This window comes from Streptomyces deccanensis, assembly GCF_022385335.1.
Classification (GTDB): domain Bacteria; phylum Actinomycetota; class Actinomycetes; order Streptomycetales; family Streptomycetaceae; genus Streptomyces; species Streptomyces deccanensis.
The window spans coordinates 9,851,178-9,873,811 of sequence record NZ_CP092431.1; the positions used below are offsets into that span (position 1 = coordinate 9,851,178).

17 protein-coding genes are annotated in these 22,634 nt (G+C 71.9%); 6 read left to right on the forward strand and 11 right to left on the reverse strand.

Going from position 1 to position 22,634, the window contains the following annotated elements:
- Positions 1–7: 7 nt before the first annotated feature.
- On the forward strand, positions 8–823 hold the full coding sequence (locus L3078_RS43315; RefSeq protein ID WP_239759942.1) for a helix-turn-helix domain-containing protein: 816 nt from the start codon (positions 8–10) through the stop codon (positions 821–823).
- A 56-nt stretch (positions 824–879) separates the two neighbouring features.
- Here the strand turns inward: L3078_RS43315 and L3078_RS43320 are convergent, their stop codons facing one another.
- Positions 880–1,860: a helix-turn-helix domain-containing protein gene (locus L3078_RS43320; protein WP_239759944.1), complete on the reverse strand. Its 981-nt coding sequence runs from the start codon at positions 1,858–1,860 to the stop codon at positions 880–882.
- Between the two features lie 148 nt (positions 1,861–2,008).
- Between L3078_RS43320 and L3078_RS43325 the strand changes: the two genes are divergently transcribed.
- The 4 genes from L3078_RS43325 to L3078_RS43340 all read left to right on the forward strand — a co-directional run bounded on the left by L3078_RS43325 (position 2,009) and on the right by L3078_RS43340 (position 7,049).
- Positions 2,009–2,521 (forward strand): 2,4'-dihydroxyacetophenone dioxygenase family protein, encoded by a 513-nt coding sequence (locus L3078_RS43325; protein ID WP_239759945.1) that lies wholly within the window; start codon positions 2,009–2,011, stop codon positions 2,519–2,521.
- A gap of 135 nt (positions 2,522–2,656) precedes the next feature.
- Positions 2,657–3,355 (forward strand): alpha/beta fold hydrolase, encoded by a 699-nt coding sequence (locus tag L3078_RS43330; RefSeq protein ID WP_239759947.1) that lies wholly within the window; start codon positions 2,657–2,659, stop codon positions 3,353–3,355.
- Between the two features lie 763 nt (positions 3,356–4,118).
- Positions 4,119–5,105, forward strand: a complete 987-nt coding sequence (locus tag L3078_RS43335; protein ID WP_239759949.1) for a LacI family DNA-binding transcriptional regulator — start codon at positions 4,119–4,121, stop codon at positions 5,103–5,105.
- A gap of 285 nt (positions 5,106–5,390) precedes the next feature.
- The gene (locus L3078_RS43340; protein WP_239760724.1) at positions 5,391–7,049 is read left to right on the forward strand and encodes an IclR family transcriptional regulator domain-containing protein; all 1,659 of its coding nucleotides are present in this window, start codon (positions 5,391–5,393) and stop codon (positions 7,047–7,049) included.
- A gap of 50 nt (positions 7,050–7,099) precedes the next feature.
- Here the strand turns inward: L3078_RS43340 and L3078_RS43345 are convergent, their stop codons facing one another.
- The 8 genes from L3078_RS43345 to L3078_RS43380 form a co-directional block, all read right to left on the reverse strand.
- Positions 7,100–7,882 (reverse strand): IclR family transcriptional regulator domain-containing protein, encoded by a 783-nt coding sequence (locus tag L3078_RS43345; protein WP_239759950.1) that lies wholly within the window; start codon positions 7,880–7,882, stop codon positions 7,100–7,102.
- A gap of 26 nt (positions 7,883–7,908) precedes the next feature.
- Positions 7,909–8,742 (reverse strand): ABC transporter ATP-binding protein, encoded by an 834-nt coding sequence (locus L3078_RS43350; RefSeq protein ID WP_239759952.1) that lies wholly within the window; start codon positions 8,740–8,742, stop codon positions 7,909–7,911.
- Positions 8,743–8,755: 13 nt separating this feature from the next.
- Positions 8,756–9,538, reverse strand: coding sequence for an ABC transporter permease (locus L3078_RS43355; protein WP_239759953.1), 783 nt, complete (start codon positions 9,536–9,538; stop codon positions 8,756–8,758).
- Positions 9,535–10,404 (reverse strand): ABC transporter permease, encoded by an 870-nt coding sequence (locus L3078_RS43360; protein ID WP_239759955.1) that lies wholly within the window; start codon positions 10,402–10,404, stop codon positions 9,535–9,537. The genes L3078_RS43355 and L3078_RS43360 overlap by 4 nt, the downstream gene beginning before the upstream one ends.
- Entirely contained in the window at positions 10,401–11,375 is a 975-nt protein-coding gene (locus L3078_RS43365) for an ABC transporter substrate-binding protein (RefSeq protein WP_239759956.1), read from the reverse strand. Before L3078_RS43365 ends, L3078_RS43360 begins: the two co-directional genes overlap by 4 nt.
- A 321-nt stretch (positions 11,376–11,696) precedes the next feature.
- Complete coding sequence (locus L3078_RS43370; RefSeq protein WP_239759959.1) at positions 11,697–12,755, reverse strand: ABC transporter ATP-binding protein; 1,059 nt, start codon at positions 12,753–12,755, stop codon at positions 11,697–11,699.
- A complete protein-coding gene (locus tag L3078_RS43375) occupies positions 12,752–14,353 on the reverse strand; it encodes an ABC transporter permease (protein ID WP_239759961.1) in 1,602 nt (533 codons plus the stop codon). Before L3078_RS43375 ends, L3078_RS43370 begins: the two co-directional genes overlap by 4 nt.
- Positions 14,354–14,358: 5 nt before the next feature.
- Positions 14,359–15,408 (reverse strand): iron ABC transporter substrate-binding protein, encoded by a 1,050-nt coding sequence (locus L3078_RS43380; RefSeq protein WP_239759963.1) that lies wholly within the window; start codon positions 15,406–15,408, stop codon positions 14,359–14,361.
- Between the two features lie 174 nt (positions 15,409–15,582).
- Here L3078_RS43380 and L3078_RS43385 point away from each other — a divergent pair, with 174 nt between their 5' ends.
- A complete protein-coding gene (locus tag L3078_RS43385; RefSeq protein WP_239759965.1) occupies positions 15,583–18,243 on the forward strand; it encodes an AMP-binding protein in 2,661 nt (886 codons plus the stop codon).
- A gap of 78 nt (positions 18,244–18,321) precedes the next feature.
- On the opposite strand, the gene L3078_RS43390 is transcribed toward L3078_RS43385, so the two are convergent.
- Positions 18,322–19,761 carry an FG-GAP repeat protein gene (locus L3078_RS43390; protein ID WP_239759967.1) on the reverse strand — a complete coding sequence of 480 codons (1,440 nt, stop codon included), beginning with the start codon at positions 19,759–19,761 and terminating at the stop codon, positions 18,322–18,324.
- Positions 19,701–22,433 (reverse strand): hypothetical protein, encoded by a 2,733-nt coding sequence (locus tag L3078_RS43395; RefSeq protein ID WP_239759968.1) that lies wholly within the window; start codon positions 22,431–22,433, stop codon positions 19,701–19,703. Before L3078_RS43395 ends, L3078_RS43390 begins: the two co-directional genes overlap by 61 nt.
- Positions 22,434–22,634 lie beyond the last annotated feature (201 nt).

The following is a 22,634-nucleotide window of genomic DNA, read 5'->3' on the forward strand; positions in this document are numbered from 1 at the left end:
AGGTCTCGTGCGGCAGTACCAGGTGAAGACGATCGGCTCTCTGGAGCGCGGCCTGCGCGTGCTGAAGGCCCTGGAGGAGATGCGCGCCGCGAGCCTGCACGACCTGCACCAGGTCACCGGCATCCCCAAGGCCACTCTGATCCGCATCCTCCACACCTGCAACCAGGAGGGCCTGGTCTGGCAGCGGCTCGCCGACGGGGCGTTCGTCGCGAGCCTCCGCCCGCAGCGGGCCCCCTACAACGACGCCGAGTGGCTCGGCGAGTTGGCGTCCCCGGTCCTGGAGGAGCTGTGCGAGCGCGTCATGTGGCCGTCGGTGCTGACCGTGCCGCGCCTGGACTACATGGAGACGATCGACACGAACAGCCCGAAGGCGTACTTCGACGAGGTGGTCCCCGTCGCGCCCATCGGCTTCCGCTCCCACATGCTGCTCGGCGCCTCGGGCCGGTCCTACATCTCCTTCTGCGCCGAGCGGGAGCGGGAGGCGGTGCTGCGCCGCCTGCGCGAACACGACGCTCCCGGCAACGCGTACGCCCACGACCCGGGCTGGCTGCGGCGCCTGCTCACGACCACCCGGTCCCGGGGCTACAGCGTGCGCGCACCCGAGTACGACGTGGACGGCCGCAACTCGATCGCCGTGCCGATCCGTCTGCACGGGGAGGTCCTGGGCTGCGTCAACATGACCTGGCGCAAGACGGTCATGTCGGCGCAGGAGGCGGCACGGCGCCACCTCGACGACCTCCAGGCCGCGGTGCACCGGATCGAGGAGCGGGCTGCGGCGTCCGCCTCCCCGCGCCGACACGGGCCCACCGCCGACGACATCTGAGACCGGCCAGGGAGTCCGCATTCCGTCCCCGGCCCCGCGGGGGGCAACTGGTGGGTCTATGCGGCGGGCCCCTGCGGAGCAGCCGAGCGGTGGCCTCCGCGGTATTCGCGCGGGCTGACGCCGTGGCGGCTCCTGAAGGCGCGCGTGAAGTGCGAGGCGTCCTTGAAGCCGACCGCGTAGGCGATGTCCGTGACGCTCCGGTCCGCCCGGGCCGGGTCGGCGAGCAGCCTGGCGGCCATGTGGAGGCGCTGTCGCAGGATCCAGCGGGACGGTGAGGTGCCCTCGGTCCGGAAGATCGCGTGGAGGTAGCGGACCGAGATGCCCAGCGCCCCGGCGATCACGGCCGGCGACAGATCGGGGTCGGCGATGTGGTCGGTGATGAACCGGCGCGCCCGGCCCATATGGACCGCTCCGGGAGCGTGCGACCCGCCTGCCGCGGGAGGCCGGTCGGACAGGGCCGTGGCGAGCAGTTCCAGCAGCGTGGCGCCGATCCGGGCACTCGTGTCGGGAGCCAGACCGCGCGCGTGGACGGTCAGCGAGTGGAGGAAGGGCGCGATGAGCGCGCCCGCGCCCCGGTCGCCCGGCACCTGGGTCGCCATCGTGTCCCGCACCAGCGGGCAGTGTGCCGCGAACAGCGGCCGGGGGACTTTCAGTACGAGGAGTTCGAACGGGTCCAGGCAGACGATCCGACAGGGCAACGCGCTGTCGTAGACGGTGAGGTCACCTGGGCGCAGCAGCGCCTCGCGTCCCTGCTGGGCGACGGTGACGCGCCCCTGGACGGCCAGGTTCACCAGCAGGTCGTCCTCACCGGACCTGCGGATCAAGGTGGGGGAGCGGAACACCGTATGCGGGTCCGAGACCACCCGTGCGACCCCTACGCCGCCGACCGTCTCCGCCGTGACCTGGCCCAGAAAGCCGGCGGACGGCGGCCGCGGCACGTCCATCTCGTACGCGACGAACGTCGTGCAGACGACCTCGCGCCAGTAGTCCAGCTGCGCGCGGCTGTCGAGCGGCGCCGTGGAGAAACTGAGCGTCATGCCGGTGCCACCTCGCCTCGCACCTCAAAGAAGACCCTGCCGTGGGTGCGCTCAGGTTCAAGTAACCGTGCGGCCTCAGTCAAGCCCTCGCCGCGGGCCGGACCGTACGGTCGCACCCACACACCACCAGGCAAGGAGGCACGGTGACATGACCGCATCCGAAGAGATCATGGCGCAGTACGTCGCGACCGAGGCACGCGTGGACCGCATGCGGGACAAGTACGCCCTGGAGGAGGGGTACATCAGCGAGGACAGCAGCCCCTGGGTGCCGTTCGTGCCCAACGTGTTCATCAAGCACCTCACCTTCGACGTGCGCGGCAGCAGCGCCGCCAACGTGCTGTGGGTGCAGGAGGGCGGCACGCTCGGCCGCCACCGTCACCGCGGCCCGGTCTCCGGCTACGTGCTCGAAGGCAGCTGGCGCTACCTGGAGTACGACTGGGTCGGCAGACCCGGGGACTTCGTCCGGGAGAGCCCGGGGCGCAGTCACACCCTCTACTCCGAGCACGGCATGAAGACGATGTTCTGGCTCGACGGCCCGCTGGACTTCCTCGACGAGCAGGACCGGGTGATGGAGACGGTCGACGTGTTCTGGTTCATCGACCACTACGAGACCTACTGCCGGGAGAACGGTCTGAAGATCAACGAACGGCTCTACCTCTGACGCCGTCGATCACACGCACTGTCCACCGCGGGCACCCGGGCCGGAGCCGGAGCGCACGCCGGTGACCTGGCCTATCACGGCGTTTATCGAAAGTGTTTACGAGCGGTCGGCGGGTCGCTCCGATACGGTGCGGCCATGGCGAACTTTGTGCTGATCGCAGGTGCGCGACTCGGATCGTGGGCGTGGGACGACGTGGTGCCGCATCTGCGTGCGGCCGGCCATGACGTCCACCCGCTGACGCTGTCCGGCCTCGCCGAGAAGCAAGGTGTACCGGCTGGTCAGCAGACGCACGTGCAGGACATCATTGATGAGGTCGAGCGCCGGGACCTGCGTGAAGTCGTCCTGGTGGGCCACAGCTACGCGGGTGTCCCGAGCGGTCAGGCCGCCGGGCGCATCGGCGACCGGCTGGCGCACATGGTCTTCCTCGACTCCAGTGTTCCGGCCGATGGTGAACCGTTCGTCTCCGCCTGGCCGGACGGCGGGGCGACGGTGAGGGCATCGATCGCCGAGAACGGAGGATTCTGGCCGGTCGCGCCCGCGACCCACTTCGAGGGCCACGGTCTCACCGATGAGCAGATCGCACGGATCGTGGGCGGTGCGACGCCGCACCCGGGCGCCACGCTGACCGAACCCGCCGTGCTGGAAAGTCCGCTCGGCGACCTCCCGGCGACCTACGTCAAGTGCACGCTCGGTGACCCCGAGCCGACCGACGACGTAGCCGAGCTGCTGACCAGTAGGCACTGGCGGCTGATCGAGATGGACACCGGCCACTGGCCTATGTTCTCCCAGCCGCGCGAACTGGCGCGGGTCCTCCTCGACATAGCCGGGGCGTGACCGCGGGTCCGTGCTTGCGGACCCCTTGCGGACCCCTTGCGGACCGCGAGTTCGTCGTTCCGCGTGGCCACGGCCCGGTGCCCTGGGAGGCGATCGCTGCCGCACTCGGCGGATCCCGCGCCGCCGCAGGTGAGCGCGGTTCTTCCGGGAGGCGTACGCCCTGTCCTCCGCGCACGCGATCTGGCTGGGTGCGCGGCCTGCCCGGCGCAAGACGCGGGACACGGACCTTGTTCAGGACCGGTGGGGGAGGTCCCGCCACGGGACGCCGGTGCGAACCCGAAGCCGTATCCCGTCGGTCAACCCCAGGGGCGACCTGGGCGCCTCTACCGGGACTTCGCCCACTCCGTCGGCCTGATCGTCCTCGGCCGGGTGGCCGTGCTCGGCTTCTGTAGGCGAGTCCTCAGCCGGCGCCACCAAGGCTCCGGATCGTCCGGTCGCACAGGTGCGTCCGGCAGTGCCGAGAAGACGTCCGCCTCCGCGTGCCAGGCGTGGAACACGCCACGGAACATCGGGTGCGGCTCATGCGGTGCGGGGCCCCTTGCTGAAGCCACGGTGCTCTCCTTCGCTATGCCGTTACCGTTAACGTGACCGTTAACGGAATTCTGACCCACGGCGCGGGAATCCGTCAACGCCCGCCGCCGCACGGGCGATGGCGCGGCGGGCCGGTGAACCTGATTCACTGGGACGCAAGGCGGCACTGGAAAAGAAGTGAGTGGGCGGCGTGGCCGGACAGCGGGACAAGGAAGACCAGCGGGGGCGGGGCGTGAGAACCGCCAAGCGCGTCACGCTCCGCGATGTGGCACAGGCGGCGGGCGTGTCCCATCAGACCGTCTCCCGGGCGATCAACGGCAAGGGGGAGATCGACCCGGCGACGCAGCGACGCGTGCTCGATGTCGCGAAGCAACTGCGGTACCGGCCCAGCCGGTTCGGCCGCGGGCTGGCCCGCCAGGACGTCGTCTCCGTCGGGCTCATCGTCCCCGACGTGGTCAACCCCTTCTTCCCGGAGTTCGTGGCCGGGGTCATCGCGGCCGCAGACGAACGCGACTGGCAGGTGCTCGTGGCCAGCGCCGAGAACGACCGCTCCCGGGAGCTCGCCCTGGTCCGCTCACTCGGCCAGCAGGTGGACGCCCTCGTCGGCTACCTCAGCCATTCCGACGCGGAGCTCGAGCCGTACGTCGGCACCGTGCCGCTGGTCGTGGTCGACCGCGGGCTGGACTCCTCGCACCACGCGTTGGTCCACGTCGACACCGAGGCCGGGATCCGTGCCGGGATGCGGCACCTCATCGACCGGGGCCACCGCCGGATCGGCTTGATCGACTGCGAGTGCCTGAGCGCCCCGATGGTCCGGCACCGCACCTTCCTCGAAGTCGCCGGCGACCATGGCCTGCCGGTCGACGAGGGCTGCATCGTCATGGGAGAGCAGTCCCCGGACGGGGGCGCCGCCGCGTTCGAGGCACTGCGCGCCGAGCGCCCCGACCTCACGGCCGTGGTCGCCTTCAACGACCTCGTCGCGATCGGCGCGTTGCGGGCCGCCCGCCGGATCGGCGTCCGCGTACCGGACGACTGCGCACTCGTCGGCTATGACGGGCTGAGCGTCGTCGATCTGATCGACCCGCCACTGACGACCCTCCACCTCGACAAGCGTCGACTGGGCGAGCTGGCCATCCACCAGGTCGAGCAGCTCCTGGCGGGCGAACTGCCGCCCCCCATCGTCCTGGAACCGAGCCTGCGAGTCCGCGGGACGACATGACCCGCCCGCCCACCGGGCGACGTCGAGACGGGGCCGGCCACGACAGCCGCCCCGCTCCACAGGAGCGCGGCGACAGCGACGCACTACGGTTGCCTTCCCAGGACCCCGTCCGCAGAGCTCATCGGAGTGCGCATGTCAGCAGAAGCCGTGCCGAGCAGCTCCGTGACCCGGACACTTCCCCAGGACTCTCCGCCACAGGGCTCTCCAGCCTTGGGCTCTCAGACCCGCGACGAAGCCGAAGCCGTGCGTGGGGCCGCCGTGCCGGCCGAGGCCGTCGCCCCGCTCATGCGCGGGATCGGCGTACTGCTGCGGCTCAGTGAGGCGGACGGAGCGCTGAGCCTGAGCGGGCTGGAGCGGGCCACCGGTCTGGCGCGCTCCACGGTGGACCGGATCACCGCGACCCTCGCCCACATGGGCTACCTGCGTCTGGACGGCAGGGACGCGGTCCTCGCCCCACGGCTCATGGAACTGGGCAACGCCTACCTCTCGGCGCTGCGGCTGCCCCGCCTGCTCGACGCCCACGCCGACGCCCTCGCGGACGAACTCGACGAGTCGGTGTCCCTCGCGGTGGGCGACGGCGACGGCATCCGCTTCATCCACCAGGCCACCCGCCGCCGGGCGATGTCGTTGAGCTTCCGCATCGGAGACCTGCTGCCCTCCGAACGAACCGCGCCCGGCCCGCTGTTCGCGACCGAGTGGGAGGAGCCGGAGTGGGCGCGGTGGCGCGAACGCCGGGCGGCCGACCCGTACGACCACCGGTTTCCGGCCGTGCCGCCGCGCACGGACGGGCCGTCCGACGAGGACTTCGAGGAGCGCACCCGCGAGGCACGCCTGACGGGCTGGGCCCTGGACGACCAGCTCATCGAACCCGGCCTGGTCGCGATCGCCCTGCCGGTCCGGGACGTACGGGGTCTCGCGGATCTGCGCGGCGCCCCGCTCCCCGGACGGCGGGCGGCGGGTGACGTGCGCCCCTCGGACGCCGGCATCGCCTGTGTCGCCAGTGTCGTGAGCCATACCAGTCGGCACACGGCGGCCTCGCTCCGCGACACGCTGCTGCCGCGGCTGCGGGCGACGGTGGACGCGATGGAACGGGAGTTGCGGGAAGCACCCGAGCCCGAGGGCCGGCACACCCCTTCGGATCTCGCCGTGTGGACGGGTGCCTCCAAGCAGGAACTGGGACAGGGCTTCATCGAGTCGCTGGCCCGGGGGCTGACCGTGCTGACCGCTTTCGAGGAGGGCAGGGCCGCACTGACGCTCAGCGAGGTGGCGCAGGCCACCGGACTGGCGCGGGCCACCGCGCGCCGGGCCCTGATCACCCTGGAGCACCTCGGGTACGTCACCGCACGCGACCGCACGTTCAGCCCCACCCCGCGCGTCCTCGCGCTGGGCTTCCCTCCCCTGTCCCGTACGACCCTGTCCCGCATCGCCCAGCCGCATCTCGCCGACCTCGCCGGACGGATCCACGACTCGACGGCGCTGGCGGTGCTCGTCGGTGAGGACATCCAGTTCTTGGCCAGTGTCCCCGTCGGCCGGATCATGAGCGCGAGCGTCACAGTGGGTACTCGCCTTCCGGCGGCCGCGACCTCGGTGGGCCGCGTCGTCCTGGCGGACCTCCCACCCGGCGAACGCACGCTGCACCCGCGCAGGCTCACCGCGCGCACGACCACGGACCCGGCCGATCTGACGGCGATCCTGGAGCAGGTCCACCGGGCGGGCTACGCGTTGGTGGACGAGGAACTGGAGGAGGGGCTGCGGTCCCTCGCGGTCCCGGTGCGCGACCGTACGGGCCGGGTCGTCGCGGCGGTGAGCGTGGCGATGCACACCGCCCGGCGGACCCCCGAGCAGTGCCTGGCCGAGGTCCTCCCGGACCTGCGCGACGCCGCGGCCCGCGTCGAGGCGGATCTGTGGGTCGCGGGGCGTTTCGCTCGCATCCCCTCGGCGTGAGCGGTGCCCGCGCGCGGTCGTCGGCGCGTGGGACGCTCCCCGTTGTCGTGCTAGCCGGTGATGTGCAGCTCCGTCTCGATGCGGGCGACGGTGTCCAGGAGCGGGGGCAGCAGGGTCTCGCGTACCCAGTGGGCGTCTCCCCGTCGGACGTGGGTGGCGAGGTTGACGCCGGCCACCGCCTGCCCCGCCTCGTTGCGGACGGGCGCGCCGATCGAGATCACGCCCTCTTCGAGTTCCTGGTCCACCAGGCACCAGCCCTGCGCCCGTACCCGCTCCAGTTCCGTGAGGAGCGTCTCGCGGCAGGTGAGGGTGCGGGCGGTGAGCGGTCGCAGGGACGCCCTGTCGAGGTAGGTCCGCAGCCGTTCGTCGTCGAGGTCGGCGAGCAGGACCCGGCCCAGGGAGGTGGCGTGGGCGGGCAGGCGGGTGCCGATGTTGATGGACACGGACATGATGCGCCGGGTGGGCACGCGGCTGACGTACACCACGTCGTCCCCGTCGAGCACCGCCGCCGACGAGGACTCCTGGACCTCGGCGACCAGCTGTTCGAGGTGGGGCAGGGCGATCTCCGCCAGGGACAGACTGGACAGGTAGGCGAAACCCATTTCCAGGACCCGGGCGGTCGGACGGAAGTGCCGGCCGTCGGTGGCCACGGCCAGGTACCCGAGATCGGCCAGGGTGAGCACGAAGCGCCGGGCGGCGGCGCGGCTCATGCCGGTCGCCCTGGCGATCTCCGCGAGGGTCAGCTCCCGGGTGTCGGCGCTGAAGGCACGGATGACGGCGATACCCCGCTCCAGCGACCGCACGAAGTACCGCCCGTGTTCCTTGTCGTCCATGCGTCGCGGCTCCGATGGTCGGGGTGTTACGACTCCGTCTTCTGCAGGGCGCGGTCACCACCGCGGTCGGCGACCGGCGGGTCCGTGTCGCCGTTGTGGTGTTTGGCCCGCTGGATCTGCTCGTAGACGTGGGCGCGCAGCTCGGCGAAGCGGGTGCTGGAGCGGGTGTGCAACTGGTCGCGTGCGTCGGGGAGATCGATGGTCAGGTCCTCCTGCACCACGGTGGGGGAGGTGGACAGGATGATGGTGCGCTGGCCGAGGTAGACGGCTTCGTCGATGTCGTGGGTGACGAACAGGACGGTGACGCCCAGGTCGTGCCACAACCGCCGGATGAGGTCCTCCAGTTCGGCGCGGGTCTGCGCGTCGACGGCGGCGAAGGGCTCGTCCATGAGGAGCACCTTCGGTTCGAAGGCGACGGCTCGGGCGATGGCCACGCGCTGTTGCATGCCGCCGGACAGCTGCCAGGGGTAGGCCTGGTGGGCGTCGGCGAGCCCCACCACGTCCAGGGCGTGGTCGACCAGTTCCCGCTCGCGGGCCTTGCCGAGTTTCTTGCGGCGCAGGGGCAGGGCGACGTTGTCGCGTACGTTCATCCAGGCGAACAGGGAGCGGCCGTACTCCTGGAAGACCACCGCCATGCCGTCCGGGGGGCCGGTGACCGGGCGGCCGTCCAGGGTCACTTCGCCGCTGGTCGGGGCGAGGAGGCCCGACATGCACTTCAGCAGGGTGGTCTTGCCGCAGCCGGACGGACCGACCAGGCACACGAGTTCGCCGGCGCCGATGTGAAACGTCAGGTTCCGCAGTGCCTCGACGTTGCGGTTCCGTCCGGTGTAGATCTTCTGCAGGTTGCGTACGTCGAGCATCGACGTCTCCTTGTCAGGGGTTGCGCTGGGCCCGGCGCAGGCCGTGGTACCAGGCCAGGACCCGGTTCTCGGCGACGCGGAAGAGCAGGGAGAGGGCGAATCCGAGCAGGCCGAGCAGCAGGACGCCGCTCCACATCTCGGGGATGGCGAAGGAGCGTTGGAACTGCACGATGGCGAAGCCGAGCCCGTTGCTGGCGGCGAACATCTCGCTGATGACCATGAGGATGATCGCGATGGACAGGGCCTGCCGCATGCCGGTGACGATCTGCGGGCTGGCCGAGCGCAGCACCAGGTGCCACAGTCGGGAGGGGCCGGTGATGCCGTAGGAGCGGCAGGTGTCGCTGAGCACCTCGTCGACCGCGCGGACGCCCTCGACGGTGTTGAGCAGGATCGGCCACATGCAGCCGCTGACGATGACGATCACCTTCATGGTGTCGCCGATGCCCGCGAACAGCATGATGACGGGCACGAGCACCGGGGGTGGGATGGCCCGGAACAGTTCCAGGACCGGCTCCAGGACGTCGCGCACGCGCCGGTGCATACCGACCACGAGGCCGAGTCCCACACCGACGGCCACGGCGAGGAGATAGCCGGTGAGCAGTCGGACCAGGCTGGGGACGACGTCCGACATCAGCCGTTCACCGGTCCACACCTCGCCGAACTTGCCGAGGACGGTGGAGAGCGGGGGGATGTAGAAGTCGGTGCTGCCGGCGGTGGCGAACCACCACACGGCGAACAGGACCCCGGGCAGGCCGAGGACGAGTCCGGTCCTTCGGGCCAGTGTGAGGACGCTCATCGCCGCCCCTCCCCGCGCATCGATGGGTGCCAGTGCAGTGCCCGCCGCTCGACCGCTCGGGCCACCAGGTTGACCGCGACTCCCAGGATCCCGGTGACCAGGACCAGGGCGTAGACCCTCGGCACGGCGCCGGACGTCTGTGCGACCGCCAGCTCCTTGCCCAGGCCCGGCGAGCCGATCACGAGTTCGGCGGTGATCGTCAGGACCAGTGCCACGGTCGCGGCCAGCCGCACCCCGGTCATCACGTACGGCAGTGCGGTGGGCCACAGGACGTACCGCACCCGTCCCCAGTCGCCCATCCGGTAGCTGCGGGCGGTGTCCTCGGCGACCGGGTCGACGTCCTGGGTGCCGGCCAGCACCTGGACGAGCACCTGCCAGAAGGAGGCGTACACGACCAGCAGCAGCTTCGACTCCAGGTCGGTGCCGTACAGCAGCACCGCCACCGGGATCAGGGCCACCGACGGGATGGGGCGCAGGAACTCGATGGTGGAGGCGGTCACCGCCCGCAGCACGGGCACCGACCCGATCACCACGCCGGCCACCACCCCGGCCACCACGGCGATGACCAGCCCCAGACCCCAGCCGGTGAGGGTGTCGCCGAGCGCGGTCCAGAAGGTGTCCTCACCGAGCAGCTGCCACAGGGCCCGGCCCATCTCGGAGGCGGGCGGCAGATAGTCGGCGGAGACGGCACCGGTGTGCGGCAGCACCTCCAGCAGCACCACCAGCCCGGCCAGCCCCGCCAGTCCCCGCAGCGGGGCGCCCAGGCCGTCCGTCGCCCGCCGGAGCCGGCCGCCGCCCGGCCCGCCGGGACCGGCGGCGGTCCCGGCGGGCTTCGTCAGTACAGGCGTGCTCCCGGTCGCGCTCATGAGAACAGCGCGTCCAGATCGGGCTTCTTGCCGCCGAAGATGCCGTCCTGCTCACCGAGTTGGGCCAGCTTCTGCAGGGAGGCCATGTCGTACTCGGCCGGCCAGGTCGGCAGCGTCAGGTCCTTCAGCACCGCGCCGTCGATCTTGGTGTAAGTGGTGATGACCTGGCGCGCCTCGTCCGGGTGCTCGGAGGCGTACTTCAGCGACTCGCTCACCGCCTCGGTGAACTTCTTCACCAGGTCGGGGTTCTCCTGCACCAGCTTGGAGGAGGCGAAGTACGTCGCGATGGTCAGGTTCGGGTCCGTCTCGGCGAACGGCGACGCGATGACTCGGGCGCCCTGGCCCTTGGCTATGGTCAGCGCGGGCTCACCCATCCACGCGGCGTCGACCTGACCGCCGTCCAGCGCGGCCGGCATCTGATCGAACGGCATCTCGACGAACTTGACCTTCGAGGGGTCGCCGCCGTCCTTGCGCACCACCTCACGAACGGTGGTGTCGCCGACGTTCTGCAGCGTGTTGACCGCCACCGTCTTGCCGGCCAGTTCCTTGGCCGACTTGATCGCGCTGTCCTTCTTGACGGCCACCCCGCTGATGTCCTTCTCGACGTCTCCGGTGGAGGCGGCCCCGTTCACCACGGACTTGAGCGGTACGCCCTTGGTCTGCGCGATCATCAGCGAGGTGACGTTGCTGAACCCGAACTGGAACTGACCGCTGACCACTCCGGGGATGATGGCGGCGCCACCCTGAGCGGCCTCCATCTTCAGCTCGATGCCACGGCTGCTGAAGAACCCCTTCTTCTGCCCCAGGTACAGCGGTGCCACGTCGACGATCGGAATGATCCCGACCTTGACCTCGGTGGTCTTGCCGCCGTCCGTCGACGGGGAGCCGGCCGTGGACGACGAAGATCCACACCCGGCCGCTCCCACGACCGTCAACACCGCTACAGCAAGCCCTAGAACGCGCCTTCGCATAGGGGCCCTCCTGACAGGGTAAGGATGTGTTCGCAATGCGCACGAAATTGCGTGTGCCGAACAAGATAGGGCGGACGCTATGCCTCCGGGTGGGGTGCGTCAATAGGTGGCACCGAGACACCGCGCCGCCGGGCCCGGCCACCTCGCGCGACGGCCAGGGCCGCTCAGCCGAGCACGAAACCGCGCCTCCCGGCGGAGTGTTGAGCCGGTACAAGACCGCGGGCCGCCCCTTACGGGACGGCCCGGGTGCCACCTGTGCCTTCTGGTCACCGCGCCGTGCACGGAGGCACGGAGCAGCGATCGGCGACGGGACGGAATCGGCTAGGGATGGAGCGTGGCCTCGCCGGTGACGTGGATCGCGGTCTGCTCACCGGGGCGGACCGGCACCGTACCCGTGACACGGACGTCCACCGGACGGTCGAGCCCCTCGACGGCCACGGCGACCTTGGCGTCGTGGCCGTAGAAGCAGACGTCGGTCACCGTGGCCCGCACGGTCCCGGCCGCGCCGGTGTCGGCGAGGCGCAACTGCTCGGGGCGCAGCACGACCGTGCCGGTGCGCCGCCCGTCGGCCGGCGCGGCCAGCGCCACGGTGCCCAGCGGGGTGGTGGCCGCGGAGCCGCCGTCGACGACCGTGCCGGGCACCAGGACGGCGTCGCCCACGAACCCGGCGACCCAGGGGTCGGCGGGGCGCCGGTAGAGGTCCTGCGGGGTGTCGCACTGCGCGACGCGACCCTGCCGTACGACGGCTACGAGGTCGGCGGTGGACAGTGCCTCCTGCTGGTCGTGGGTGACCAGCAGCGCCGTGGCCCCGGTGGCCCGCAGCGCGGCCCGGACGTCCGCCCGGACCCCGGCGCGCAGGGCGCTGTCGAGGGCGTTGAACGGTTCGTCGAGCAGGACGAGCGCGGGTCGTGGCGCGAGCGCCCTGGCCAGGGCGATGCGTTGCTGCTGTCCACCGGACAGCTCGTGCGGCATCCGGTGGCCGTATCCCGAGAGTCCGACGAGGTCGAGCATCTCCTCGGTCCGGCGGCTCCGCTCGCTCCGGTCGCGTCCGGTGAGGCCGAAGGCCACGTTGCGGGCGACGCTCAGGTGCGGGAAGAGGGCACCCTCCTGCGGCACGATGCCGATGTGCCGCCGTTCCGGCGGCAGTTGCACACCCGGGCCGATCACCGTGCGCCCGCCGAGCGCGACCGTGCCCGCGTCGGCGCGCAGGAACCCGGCGACGACGCGCAGCAGGGTGGTCTTGCCGCAGCCGGAGGGCCCGAGCACGGCCGCGAGCGCACCGCCCGGCACGGTGAGGTCCAGCCCTCGCAGGACCGGCGCCTCGTGACCGTAGGACTTGGACAGCCCCTCGACGCGGAGCTCGTTGTGACGGTCGTTCATGTGCGGTGCCTGCCCAGGAGGTAGGAGGGGACGGCGGCGAGCAGGATCAGGGTGGCCGCGTAGGGCGCCGCGGCGGCGAAGGAACCGGCCCCGGTCTCGGTCCACAGCCGGGTGGCCAGCGTGTCCATGCCGGTCGGGCGCAGCAGCAGCGTCGCCGGCAGCTCCTTCATGCAGACCACGAAGGTGAGCGCGGCGCCGGCCGCCACACCCGGTGCCGCCAGGGGCACGGTCACCTCGCGCAGCACGCGCAGGGGCGACCTGCCCAGCGAACGCGCCACGTCCTCCAGCACGCGGGGCGCCTGCAGGACGGCGGCTCGGGTGGCGGCCACCGTGACGGGCAGGAAGAGGACGGCGTAGGCGCAGACCAGCAGGGGGAGCCGCTGGTAGAGCGGATAGGCGTAGCGCACCGCGAAGAAGACGAGGGACAGCGCGACGGTGATGCCGGGCAGCGCGTGGCCGGCGTAGGCGGCCTGCTCCAGCAGCCGGGCTCCGCGTCCTCGGTACCGTGCGGCGATCACTCCGACGGGCAGCGCCAGCACGGTCGTGAGGGCGGCGCCCGCCGCCGCGACCCCGAGCGTGGTCGAGGCCGTCCCCACCAGGTCGCCGACGTCCCAGGTGGCTGACGTGCCGACCGTCAGCCAGTAGCCGAGGGTGCTCAGCGGGAAGGCCACGGCGACCGCCGCGACAGCCGCGCACCAGGCGAGGGCGGGGATCCGCCAGCGTCCCAACGGGACCGGGGCGGCCGGGCGCGCGGTGCCGCCGCCGGTCCTGGCGTGGCCCGCGCGCCCCCGGGTGCGGGCCTCGGCCGCGACCAGCGCCACCGTCATCACCACCAGCACGACGCTGAGCGCGGCGGCCGGCGTGCGGTCGAAGGAGGCGCGGTAAGAGGTGTGGACGGCCCGGGTGAAGGTGTCGTAGCGCATGAGGGAGACCGCGCCGAAGTCGGAGAGCACGTACAGCGCGACGAGCAGCGCGCCGCCCGCGGCCGCCGGGCGCAGTTGCGGCAGCGTGACCCGCAGGAAGGCGCGTACGGCGCCGTGGCCGAGGGAGCGCGCGGCCTCCTCCTGCGCCGGGTCGATGCCGCGCAGCGCGGCGGCGACCGGCAGGTGGACGTACGGAAAGCTCACCAGGGTCAGCGCGAGCGCCGCCCCGCCGAACCCCGAGGCCCCCGGCACGGCGGCGAGCCATACGAAGGCGGCGACATAGCTGGGCACGGCGAGCGGCAGCGTGGCCAGCACCGACCAGGCACGCGCCCCGGGCAGGGCGGTGCGCACGGTCAGCCAGGCCAGCGAGACGCCGAGGACCAGGCAGGCCGCCACCACGACGGCCGTCAAGCCGAGGCTCCGGCCGAGGAGTTGCAGGGTGCGCTCGTCGGCGACGACGTCCCAGGCGTACTGCGGTCCCCGTTCCAGGGCGCGGACGGCGAGGTAGCCGAGCGGCAGCAGGGCGAACAGGGCGGCGACACAGGCGGGGACGAGCAGGACGAGCGGGGGTCTACGGTCCCGGTCCGAGGGGGCCTTGAGGTACGCGCGGACGCGCCGCCGCCCGGCCGGGGCGGGTGCTCCGGCCGGGCGTGTCGTGGTTTGTGTCGTGGTCACGACCGTCAGACCAGTCCGACGTCCTGGAGCATGGCCAGGGTCTCCTGGAGGGACTCCAGCTTGCCGAGGTCGATGTCGGGGGACTGCAGGGAGTCGAACGGGGGCAGGCCCTCCACGGTGCTGGTGACGCCTGCGGCCAGCGGGTACTCCTTCGTCGTGTCCGCGAAGTAGGTCTGCGCCTCCTTGGACAGCAGGAAGTCCACGGCCTTCTGGGCGGCCTCGCTCTGGCCGCCGTCCTTCAGGATGCCGACGCCGGCGACGTTGATGAGCGCTCCGGGGTCCTTGCCGGGCAGGAAGTGGAGCTTGGCGTTGACCTTGTCCTCGCCCTTCTCCGCGACCCGCTCGTACCAGTAGTAGTGGTTGACCAGGCCGAGGGAGACCTCGCCGGCCTCGATCGCGTCGAGGGTGGCCAGGTTGTGGGCGTACGTCTTGGCGCCGTTGGCCTTCAGGTCCTCCAGCCACCGACGGGTCGCGTCGTCGCCCTCCAGGGCGCGCATGCCGGTGACGAACGCCTGGAAGGAGGCGTTGGTGGGGGCGAAGCCGACCTTGTCCTTCCACTCGGGCTTCACCACGTCGTGGACACTGTCCGGGACTTCGTCCTCGTCGACCTGGTCGGGGTTGTAGGCGATGACGCGGACCCGCCCGGACAGGCCCACCCAGTCGCCGTCACCGCCGCGGTACGCCTCGTCGACCTCGTCGAGCGTGGACGGGGGCAACTGCTCCAGCACCCCCTCCTTGGAGAGCGCGCCGAGTGCCCCGGCGTCCTGCGAGAAGAACAGCCCGGCCTTGGTGCGGTCGCCCTCCTCCAGGATCTGCGCGGCCAGTTCGGCGCTGTCGCCGTAGCGCACCTCCACCTTCGTGCCGACGGCCTTCTCCAACTTGTCGAGGATCGGCTCGACCAGTTTCTCGTTGCGGCCGGAGTAGATCACGAGCGTGGAGTCGCCGCTCTTCGCCGACCCGCCCTTGTCGTCGTCGGAGCCGCAGGAGGCGAGGGCGGGGAGCAGCAGGCCGGCCGCGAGGAGCGCGGTGATCCGGCCAGCCAGAGGGCGTCGCATGTGGTGTGCCTTCCTACGTGTTCGCCGCAACGCCGCAGGTCGGGCGTTCGTCAGCGAGCGGCGGAGTGATGCTTTCCAGCCAACTGTGAACATGCTATGAATAAGGTAAAGCTCACCTAACCGTCAAGGGATCTGTGCTATTTGCGGACGCTGCCGCAGAAAGGTCGCGCGCCCGTGCTCAACCCCTCCAGACCCCTCTGGGCACCGTTCACCGCCCCCGCTCCCCGCACCGACGCCGTCGTCCTGCCCCCACCACCCCTGCCGGGGCGGGGCGTACCGTTCGCCCGCCGCCTCGCGTCGTACGGCGACCGCACCGCACTCATCACGCCCTCGGGCGAGGTCAGTTACCGCGCGCTCGCCGAACGCGTCGCCGCCACAGCCGAACGTCTGGGCCCCGTACGCCGCTTGGTCCTGCTGGCCGGGGCCAACCGCACCGACGCCCTCGTCATCCACCTCGCGGCACTCTCCGCCGGCCACCCCGTCCTACTCGTCCCCGGTGACAGCCCCGCCACCCTCGACGCCCTCACCGCCGCGTACGACCCGGACGTCGTCGCGCGGCCGGACACCCACGGCACCTGGGAACTCGACGAACGCCGGCGCGGAAGCGCCCACCTCCTCCACCCGGAACTCGCGCTGCTGCTCAGCACCTCCGGTTCGACCGGCTCGCCCAAGCTGGTCCGGCTCTCCCACGAGAACCTCCAGGCCAACGCCGAGTCCATCGCCACGTACCTCGGCATCCGCGACACCGACCGGGCGGCCACGACCCTGCCACCGCACTACTGCTACGGACTGTCGGTCATCCACAGCCAGCTGCTGCGCGGCGCCGGGCTGATCCTCACCGACCGGTCGGTGACCGACCCCGCCTTCTGGGAGGAGTTCCGCGCCGCCCGCGGCACCTCCCTCGCCGGAGTCCCGTACACCTTCGACCTGCTCGACCGGATCGGCTTCGACCGGATGGACCTCCCCCACCTGCGCTACGTCACCCAGGCCGGCGGCCGTCTGGCGCCCGAACAGGTCGCCCGCTACGCCCAGTTGGGTCGCCGCGCGGGCTGGGAGCTGTTCGTGATGTACGGACAGACCGAGGCGACGGCCCGCATGGCGTACCTGCCGCCCGATCGGGCCGCCGAGCGCCCACGGGCCGTCGGCGTACCGATCCCCGGCGGCTCCTTCCGGATCAGACCCGTGGACGACGTCGACGAGCCCGACACCGGCGAACTCGTCTACTCGGGCCCCAACGTCATGCTGGGGTACGCCGAGGGCCCCGCGGACCTCGCCCTCGGCCGCACGGTCGAGGAACTGCACACCGGGGACATCGCCCGGCGCGCCCCCGACGGGCTGTACGAAGTCGTGGGCCGCCGCAGCCGGTTCATCAAGATCCTGGGCCTGCGCATAGACCCGCAGCGCGTCGAGACGATCCTGGCGGACCACGGCATCCGTGCCCTCTGCGCGGGCGACGACGACGCACTCGCCGTCGTCGCGACGCAAGCCCACGGTGTCGACGCGGCAGGCGTCCGGCGCCTGGTGGCGGACACCTGCGGTCTGCCGCCCCACGCCCTGCGCGTACGCGTCGTGCGCGAACTCCCGCGACTCGCCTCGGGCAAGCCCGACCACCAGGCCGTACGTCGGCTCGCGCGCGAACCGGAGGCATCGGCGCCCGGCCCCGGCACCGACGACCTCCGCGCCCTCTACGCCGAGATCCTCGACCGGACCGATGTCACCGAGGACAGCAGCTTCGTTGACCTGGGGGGTGACTCACTCTCCTACGTCGAGATGTCGCTGCGGCTGGAGCAGACACTGGGCGAGCTGCCCGTCGACTGGCACACGACACCGATCCGGAAGCTGCGCGGCGAACGCGCCCTGCCCCGCACCCCTGGGAGCACGCGCCCGCGGCGCACCCTGGAGACCGGAATCGCCCTGCGGGCCGTCGGGATCGTCCTGATCGTGGGCTCGCACATCCCCCTCTTCACCGTCCAGGGCGGAGCCCATGTCCTGCTGGGTGTCGCCGGCTTCAACTTCGCCCGCTTCCACCTCTCCCCGCCCGACCGCCGGGAACGCCTGCGCAGGACAGGCCGCAGCATCGCGTACATCGCCCTGCCGAGCATGGTGTGGATCACCTTCGCCCTGCTGCTGACCCGCGAGTACGACCTGGCCAACATCGTCCTGGCGAACAGCCTCCTCCCGCAGGACAACTCGAACCCGGAATGGCGCTACTGGTTCGTCGAGGCGCTGGTGTACTTCCTGACCGGGCTGGCCGTGCTGCTGGCGGTCCCGCTGCTGGACCGTGCGGAGCGCCGCAGTCCGTTCGGCTTCGCCCTGGCCCTGGTCGCGCTGGGGTCGGTCGGACGCTACGACCCCTGGGGCCTGGCCCATGTCCGGTACCACCTCAGCCCCACCGTCGTCTTCTTCCTGTTCGCGCTGGGCTGGGCGGCGGCACGGGCCCGTACGACGGGACAGCGGCTGCTGCTGACCGCCGTGCTGCTGATCACCGTGCCCGGACTGTTCTCCGGCGGACAGCCGCTGCGGACCTCGATCGTCGTCGCCGGACTGACCTTGCTGCTGTGGATCCCGGCCCTGCCCAGCACCGACCCGCTCAACCGGCTCGCGGGAATCCTCGCGGGCAACTCGCTCTACATCTACCTGACGCACTTCCAGGTCTACCCCTACCTACGGGACCACTCCCCGCTGCTGGCCCTGGCGGCCTGCCTGGTGGTCGGCGTGGCGTACGGGGCGGTGGCCACCCGCCTGACCCGCAGACTCCTTCCCCCGACCGGCACCGTCACCGACCGCCCCACCTGGGGCATGCTCAGGCTCCCCGGCACCCTGCGGAGGGGCTGACACCGAGGCGCGGCCGGACGAACAGGCCACCGTCGAGGACATCGCGCCCGCAGCGACGCGCCTCTCGGCTGGACCATGTCACGACCTCCCCAGGACCTCGCCGTACTTGAGGGCGCCGTGGGGCAGGGCGAAACCGAACGGGGTCAGTGCCTTGCCGGGCGGGTACGTCTCCACGGTGCTGCTCGGGACGAACCAGACGCCACCGGACGTGGGTCCACCGGCGTTCTCCCCGGGCGCGGCGACCGCGGTGTCCGGCAGGCCGTCACGGTTGTGGTCGCCGACAGTCACCTGTGCGCCGAAGCGGTCGCCGGCCTCCGCCGCGCCGGGCATGTTCGGGGTGCTCTGGCTGCGGGCCAGACCGCCGTGGAGGCCGTGCTCCGTGCCGTTCATGACGACGTATCCGCCCGCGTCCCGCACGGTCCCCACGTCCTCGCCGGGCACGCCGACCACCAGTTCCGGGCGGCTGTCGCCATTGAGGTCGCCGGCGGCGAGCGAGAAGCCGAAGTCGTCACCCTCCTCGGCGGCGCCGCCCACGTCGGGGCTCGCCTGGGTGACGCAGTCGCTCTCGGTGCCGAAGCCCGTGGTCTTCGAGCCCTGGAGCAGCAGCACCGCACCGCCGGGCCGGTCCGGGCAACGCGTCGTCTCCGACTCGGGGTTGGGCTGCACGAGGCCGACCGCGAGGTCGTCGGTGCCGTCCTGGTCGAAGTCGGCGGCGGCGAGCGCGGCGCCGCGGTCGGGACCGGCCCAGTACTGGACGGGCTCGGCCCGGTCGTTCCAGCGGGTGATGAAGACGCCGGAGTCGTCCAGGTCCCTCCAGGAAGCGGCCAGGTCGTCGCGGCCGTCGCCGTCGAAGTCGCCGGTGGCCAGGGCGTGGGTGCCACCGCCGATGCTGTACCTGCGCAGAGTCGTGGTGGTCACCGGGTCGCCGGTGAGGGGGCCCGGGCGGAACCGGAGCGATCCGTTCTCCTCGCCGTTCTCGCCGTACGCGAGGTCGGTGTCGCCGTCCCCGTCGTAGTCGCCCGTGGCGATGGTGTGGCCGATGCCGCTGTACTCGGACGTGCCCCTGGCCACGGTGGTGCCCTCGACGTTCCACCCCGAGCCGTCCAGGACGGTGATGGTGCCCTCGTCCTCGAACTGGTCGGACGTGAGTGACTCGCCGCTCGCGCCGACGACGAGTTCGTACACGCCGTCGCCGTTCACATCGGCGGGTGCCAACGAGGAACCGAAGCGGTCGCCCGCCTCGGGCGTGCCGGGTATGCCGGCCTCGGCCTGGCTGATGACGCCGGTGGACTGGAACGGGCTCTCCGGGCCGCCGTAGATCACGCTGACGTAGCCGGCCTTCGCCTTGCCGCCCACCGTGGCGTTGGGCATGCCGACCGCGATGTCCGTGTATCCGTCGCCGTTGAAGTCGAACCGCGCGGCCGTCTCGGCCGCGGCGCTCCCGGCGAGCGGCAGGGTCAGGCCGGCCGCGGTGAGTGCCGCCACGGCGGCGGTGGCGGCCAGGGTGCGTGCTCGCACGGTGAACTCCCGTAGTCGTAGGGGGAAATGAAGGGCAAACGTGTGTACGGGGATGTGACTCGCGAGCTGGAAGAAGGGTTGTGTGACGGCGGCCGCCGGCGCTCTCCAACTGGGCGGGCGTGATCGACGGCTGCCGGGCGCCCTCGGGGGTGAGGACGGCGGCGCCGGTCTCGACGCTGCCCCTCGGGCCGAGCGGGCTCGCTCATGACAGCTGGACCGCGGACACCGACGGCGGTGCCGTCGAGCAGCGTCGCCGTGAACTCCAGGCGGTGGTCCGTCCGGTGCTTCACCCCGCCGTCCGCCGTGATCGTGAAGTCCAGCGTCGTACGGCCCTGGGTCGGGATCTCGAACCGTGTCGGGCCCTCCGCCCGCGCCGCCCACCCCCTGGCTGGCAGGGCCCTGACGGTGACCGTCCGGGGGGCACCGGTGAAGTTGTAGACGTCCAGGGACATCCGGGTGCGGCGCGACAGGCGGTAGCCCAGCGGGGGTTCGGCATCGCCGTCGTTCTTGTTCGGGGCGGCGTTCCGGGCGGCGAAGCGCTGGCTCAGGACGATGTGTTCGGCGGGGGAGAGGGGCGTGCGCCCTCGCGGAGCCTCCTGGGGGCCCGGGGCGGAGTGGGCGGGAGCGGGCCGTTCGCCCCGCGTGGCGCTGTCGTCCTGCGTCGCCGTCACCGCGTAGACCGGGTCGCGCGACACCGTCACCGTGCCGTCGGTCGCCATGCGCGCGCCCATGAGGTCGTACACCATCGCCCCCGGAACCGGCACCCGTGCCGGCTCCGCCGCCCACAGCACCCGCACCGTTTCACCGCGGCCCGAGTCGAACACGAAGCCGACCACCCCGGTGGGCAGCCCGTCAGCGGGGCCGACGAAGTGTGCCTCGCCCAGCAGCGATGTCAGCGCCGCGTACGCGCTGTAGGCGGGCAGGGGCTGGAACTCCCGGCTCAGCAGCCCGAAGTACACGCCGTCGTCGTGCAGCGCCGGCCCCGCGAACCAGAACTGCCGGGCGTTCCCCGCCGCCAGACCCTCCACCGTCGAACGGACCACATAGCGGGCCTGGGCGGCCTGTTGGGCGGGGGTGAGGTCGACACCCGGCCGCGCGGTGAAGAAGGCGCCGCACTCCGTCATCCAGCGCGGGACGTCGGCGGCCCCGTGCCGGACGGCCAGTTCACGCTGCTCGTCCGCGGCCCCGGGAAAGCCGGGTTCGTCCTGCTCGGCCGGGTCCGGATAGCCGTGGAACGCCCACACGTCCGCGTACCGCACCACGTCGTTCGCCAGCATCAGATCCTGGAAGTGGCCTGCCTGCGCGATGCCGGGCAGGACGACGAGAGGGGCGTCGGGGGTGTCCGCGATGCCCAGCGCGGCCGCCTTGACGAAGGCCGCGTGCGCGTCACCGGTGCTGCTCGTGACGTCCACGTCGGGTTCGTTGGACAGCTGGACGGCCGAGGGGTGGCGTGAGGCGATACGGCGGGCGTAGCGGTACGCGTGCCGCAGGTCCGCGGGGAGGGGGAGCGACGCGTCCGTCATGGCCCACTCGGGGGCCGGTGAGAGGACCTCCAGGGGGCAGAGCCCGTGGCGGCGCATCGCCGTCGTCGACCGGTCGTGGTGGGACGTGTCGTACGCGCCCGGGGCCGGCTCGGTGGCGGGCCAGGACCGGCCGTCCCGTACCCAGCCCGCGCCCATGTCCTTCATCGCGGCGGCGAAGGCGTCGAGACGGGAGGGCGGTACGAGCGAGGTGGCCCATACGTTGACGCCGAAGCGGTTGGCGGCGCCCGACACGGCGGGGCGGGCGGGCAGACACGCGAAGTGCGCCGTCACGCCCTCGGCGTCACCGTCGGTGTCGGTGTCGCTGGTGACGCCGTCGTCGACGGACACCGTCACGCGGTAGTTGCCGGGCGGGAGTGGGGAGAGCGCGGTTCTCACCGTCGTCTCCCCGGCCGCGACGACGGAGGCCCCCGCCGCGACCCGCCGCCCGACGTGGTCGACGACCGTGTGCCGTACGCGGAGCGGGCGGACCGGGTGACCGTCGAGCGTGACGGTCAGGGAGGCCGGTTCCCCGTGGCGGTACGTGCTCAGCGTCCCGTCGCCCACCGACACCCCGCGCACCCTCACGCCCGCCCTGCGCTCCAACGTGAAGCGGTCCAGCGCGAGGGCGTACGCCGTCCCGGACTCCAGGACCGTCGGTTCGCTCACCCGGAACGTCAACGTGTTCTCGCCGCACCGCAGTTCGAGAACGCCCAGGTCCAGCACGGAGAGGTCGCCCCACGCCGGCCTCGACTCGTACCAGTACGGCTGGGAGCGGGCGACCTCACGGAACGGGCCCCCGTTGAGAGCGAGTCGGAGATACGAGGCCGTCGCCTCGGTGTGCGGCACCTCGACCGGAGCCGTGGCGATCGCGGTCAGCGCGTACCCGCCCGCCTCCGGCGCTTGGACGGTGTACGTCGCGTACCAGCCCTCCGGCCCGGGCTCCTGCCCCGTCGCCAGGGCCAGACATCTGCCTCCGGACGCACGGCGGTCACGTACCACCGGGATGTTCGTCCGGACCGCCGCCTCGCCCTGGACGGTGAGTGTGGGGAGCGCCGGAGCGCCCCGTGCGTGCCCCTGCCGCAGCCCCAGCGCCGACACCACCGTCGCCAGGAGACCTGCCTTCATCGCCGTGCGCCTGTGCAGTCCCATGCTCCAAGGACATCCGGCCGGACCGGCACCGCGCGTCCTGCGCGAGAAGGGCCGCACCCCCGACGCGCCTCGGGGATGCCCCCTCGGGGGCAGCGGCGGTCCCGTGCGGCGGGAGGCCAAAATGTGCGCGTGGGTCGGGGTCCGGGTCCCTGGCGTGTGGCGTTCGGGGATGGTGTTCCGCAACCGATGTGGCTGAAAATG

Excerpts from the sequence above, each read along its gene's own strand:
- L3078_RS43395 (WP_239759968.1), bottom strand. The coding sequence starts at position 22,433 with ATGGGACTGCACAGGCGCACGGCGATGAAGGCAGGTCTCCTGGCGACG.
- L3078_RS43370 (WP_239759959.1), bottom strand. The coding sequence starts at position 12,755 with ATGAACGACCGTCACAACGAGCTCCGCGTCGAGGGGCTGTCCAAGTCC.
- L3078_RS43330 (WP_239759947.1), top strand. The coding sequence starts at position 2,657 with ATGGCGAACTTTGTGCTGATCGCAGGTGCGCGACTCGGATCGTGGGCG.
- L3078_RS43345 (WP_239759950.1), bottom strand. The coding sequence starts at position 7,882 with ATGGACGACAAGGAACACGGGCGGTACTTCGTGCGGTCGCTGGAGCGG.
- L3078_RS43355 (WP_239759953.1), bottom strand. The coding sequence starts at position 9,538 with ATGAGCGTCCTCACACTGGCCCGAAGGACCGGACTCGTCCTCGGCCTG.
- L3078_RS43365 (WP_239759956.1), bottom strand. The coding sequence starts at position 11,375 with ATGCGAAGGCGCGTTCTAGGGCTTGCTGTAGCGGTGTTGACGGTCGTG.
- L3078_RS43340 (WP_239760724.1), top strand. The coding sequence starts at position 5,391 with ATGCGCGGGATCGGCGTACTGCTGCGGCTCAGTGAGGCGGACGGAGCG.
- L3078_RS43350 (WP_239759952.1), bottom strand. The coding sequence starts at position 8,742 with ATGCTCGACGTACGCAACCTGCAGAAGATCTACACCGGACGGAACCGC.
- L3078_RS43380 (WP_239759963.1), bottom strand. The coding sequence starts at position 15,408 with ATGCGACGCCCTCTGGCTGGCCGGATCACCGCGCTCCTCGCGGCCGGC.
- L3078_RS43325 (WP_239759945.1), top strand. The coding sequence starts at position 2,009 with ATGACCGCATCCGAAGAGATCATGGCGCAGTACGTCGCGACCGAGGCA.
- L3078_RS43320 (WP_239759944.1), bottom strand. The coding sequence starts at position 1,860 with ATGACGCTCAGTTTCTCCACGGCGCCGCTCGACAGCCGCGCGCAGCTG.
- L3078_RS43360 (WP_239759955.1), bottom strand. The coding sequence starts at position 10,404 with ATGAGCGCGACCGGGAGCACGCCTGTACTGACGAAGCCCGCCGGGACC.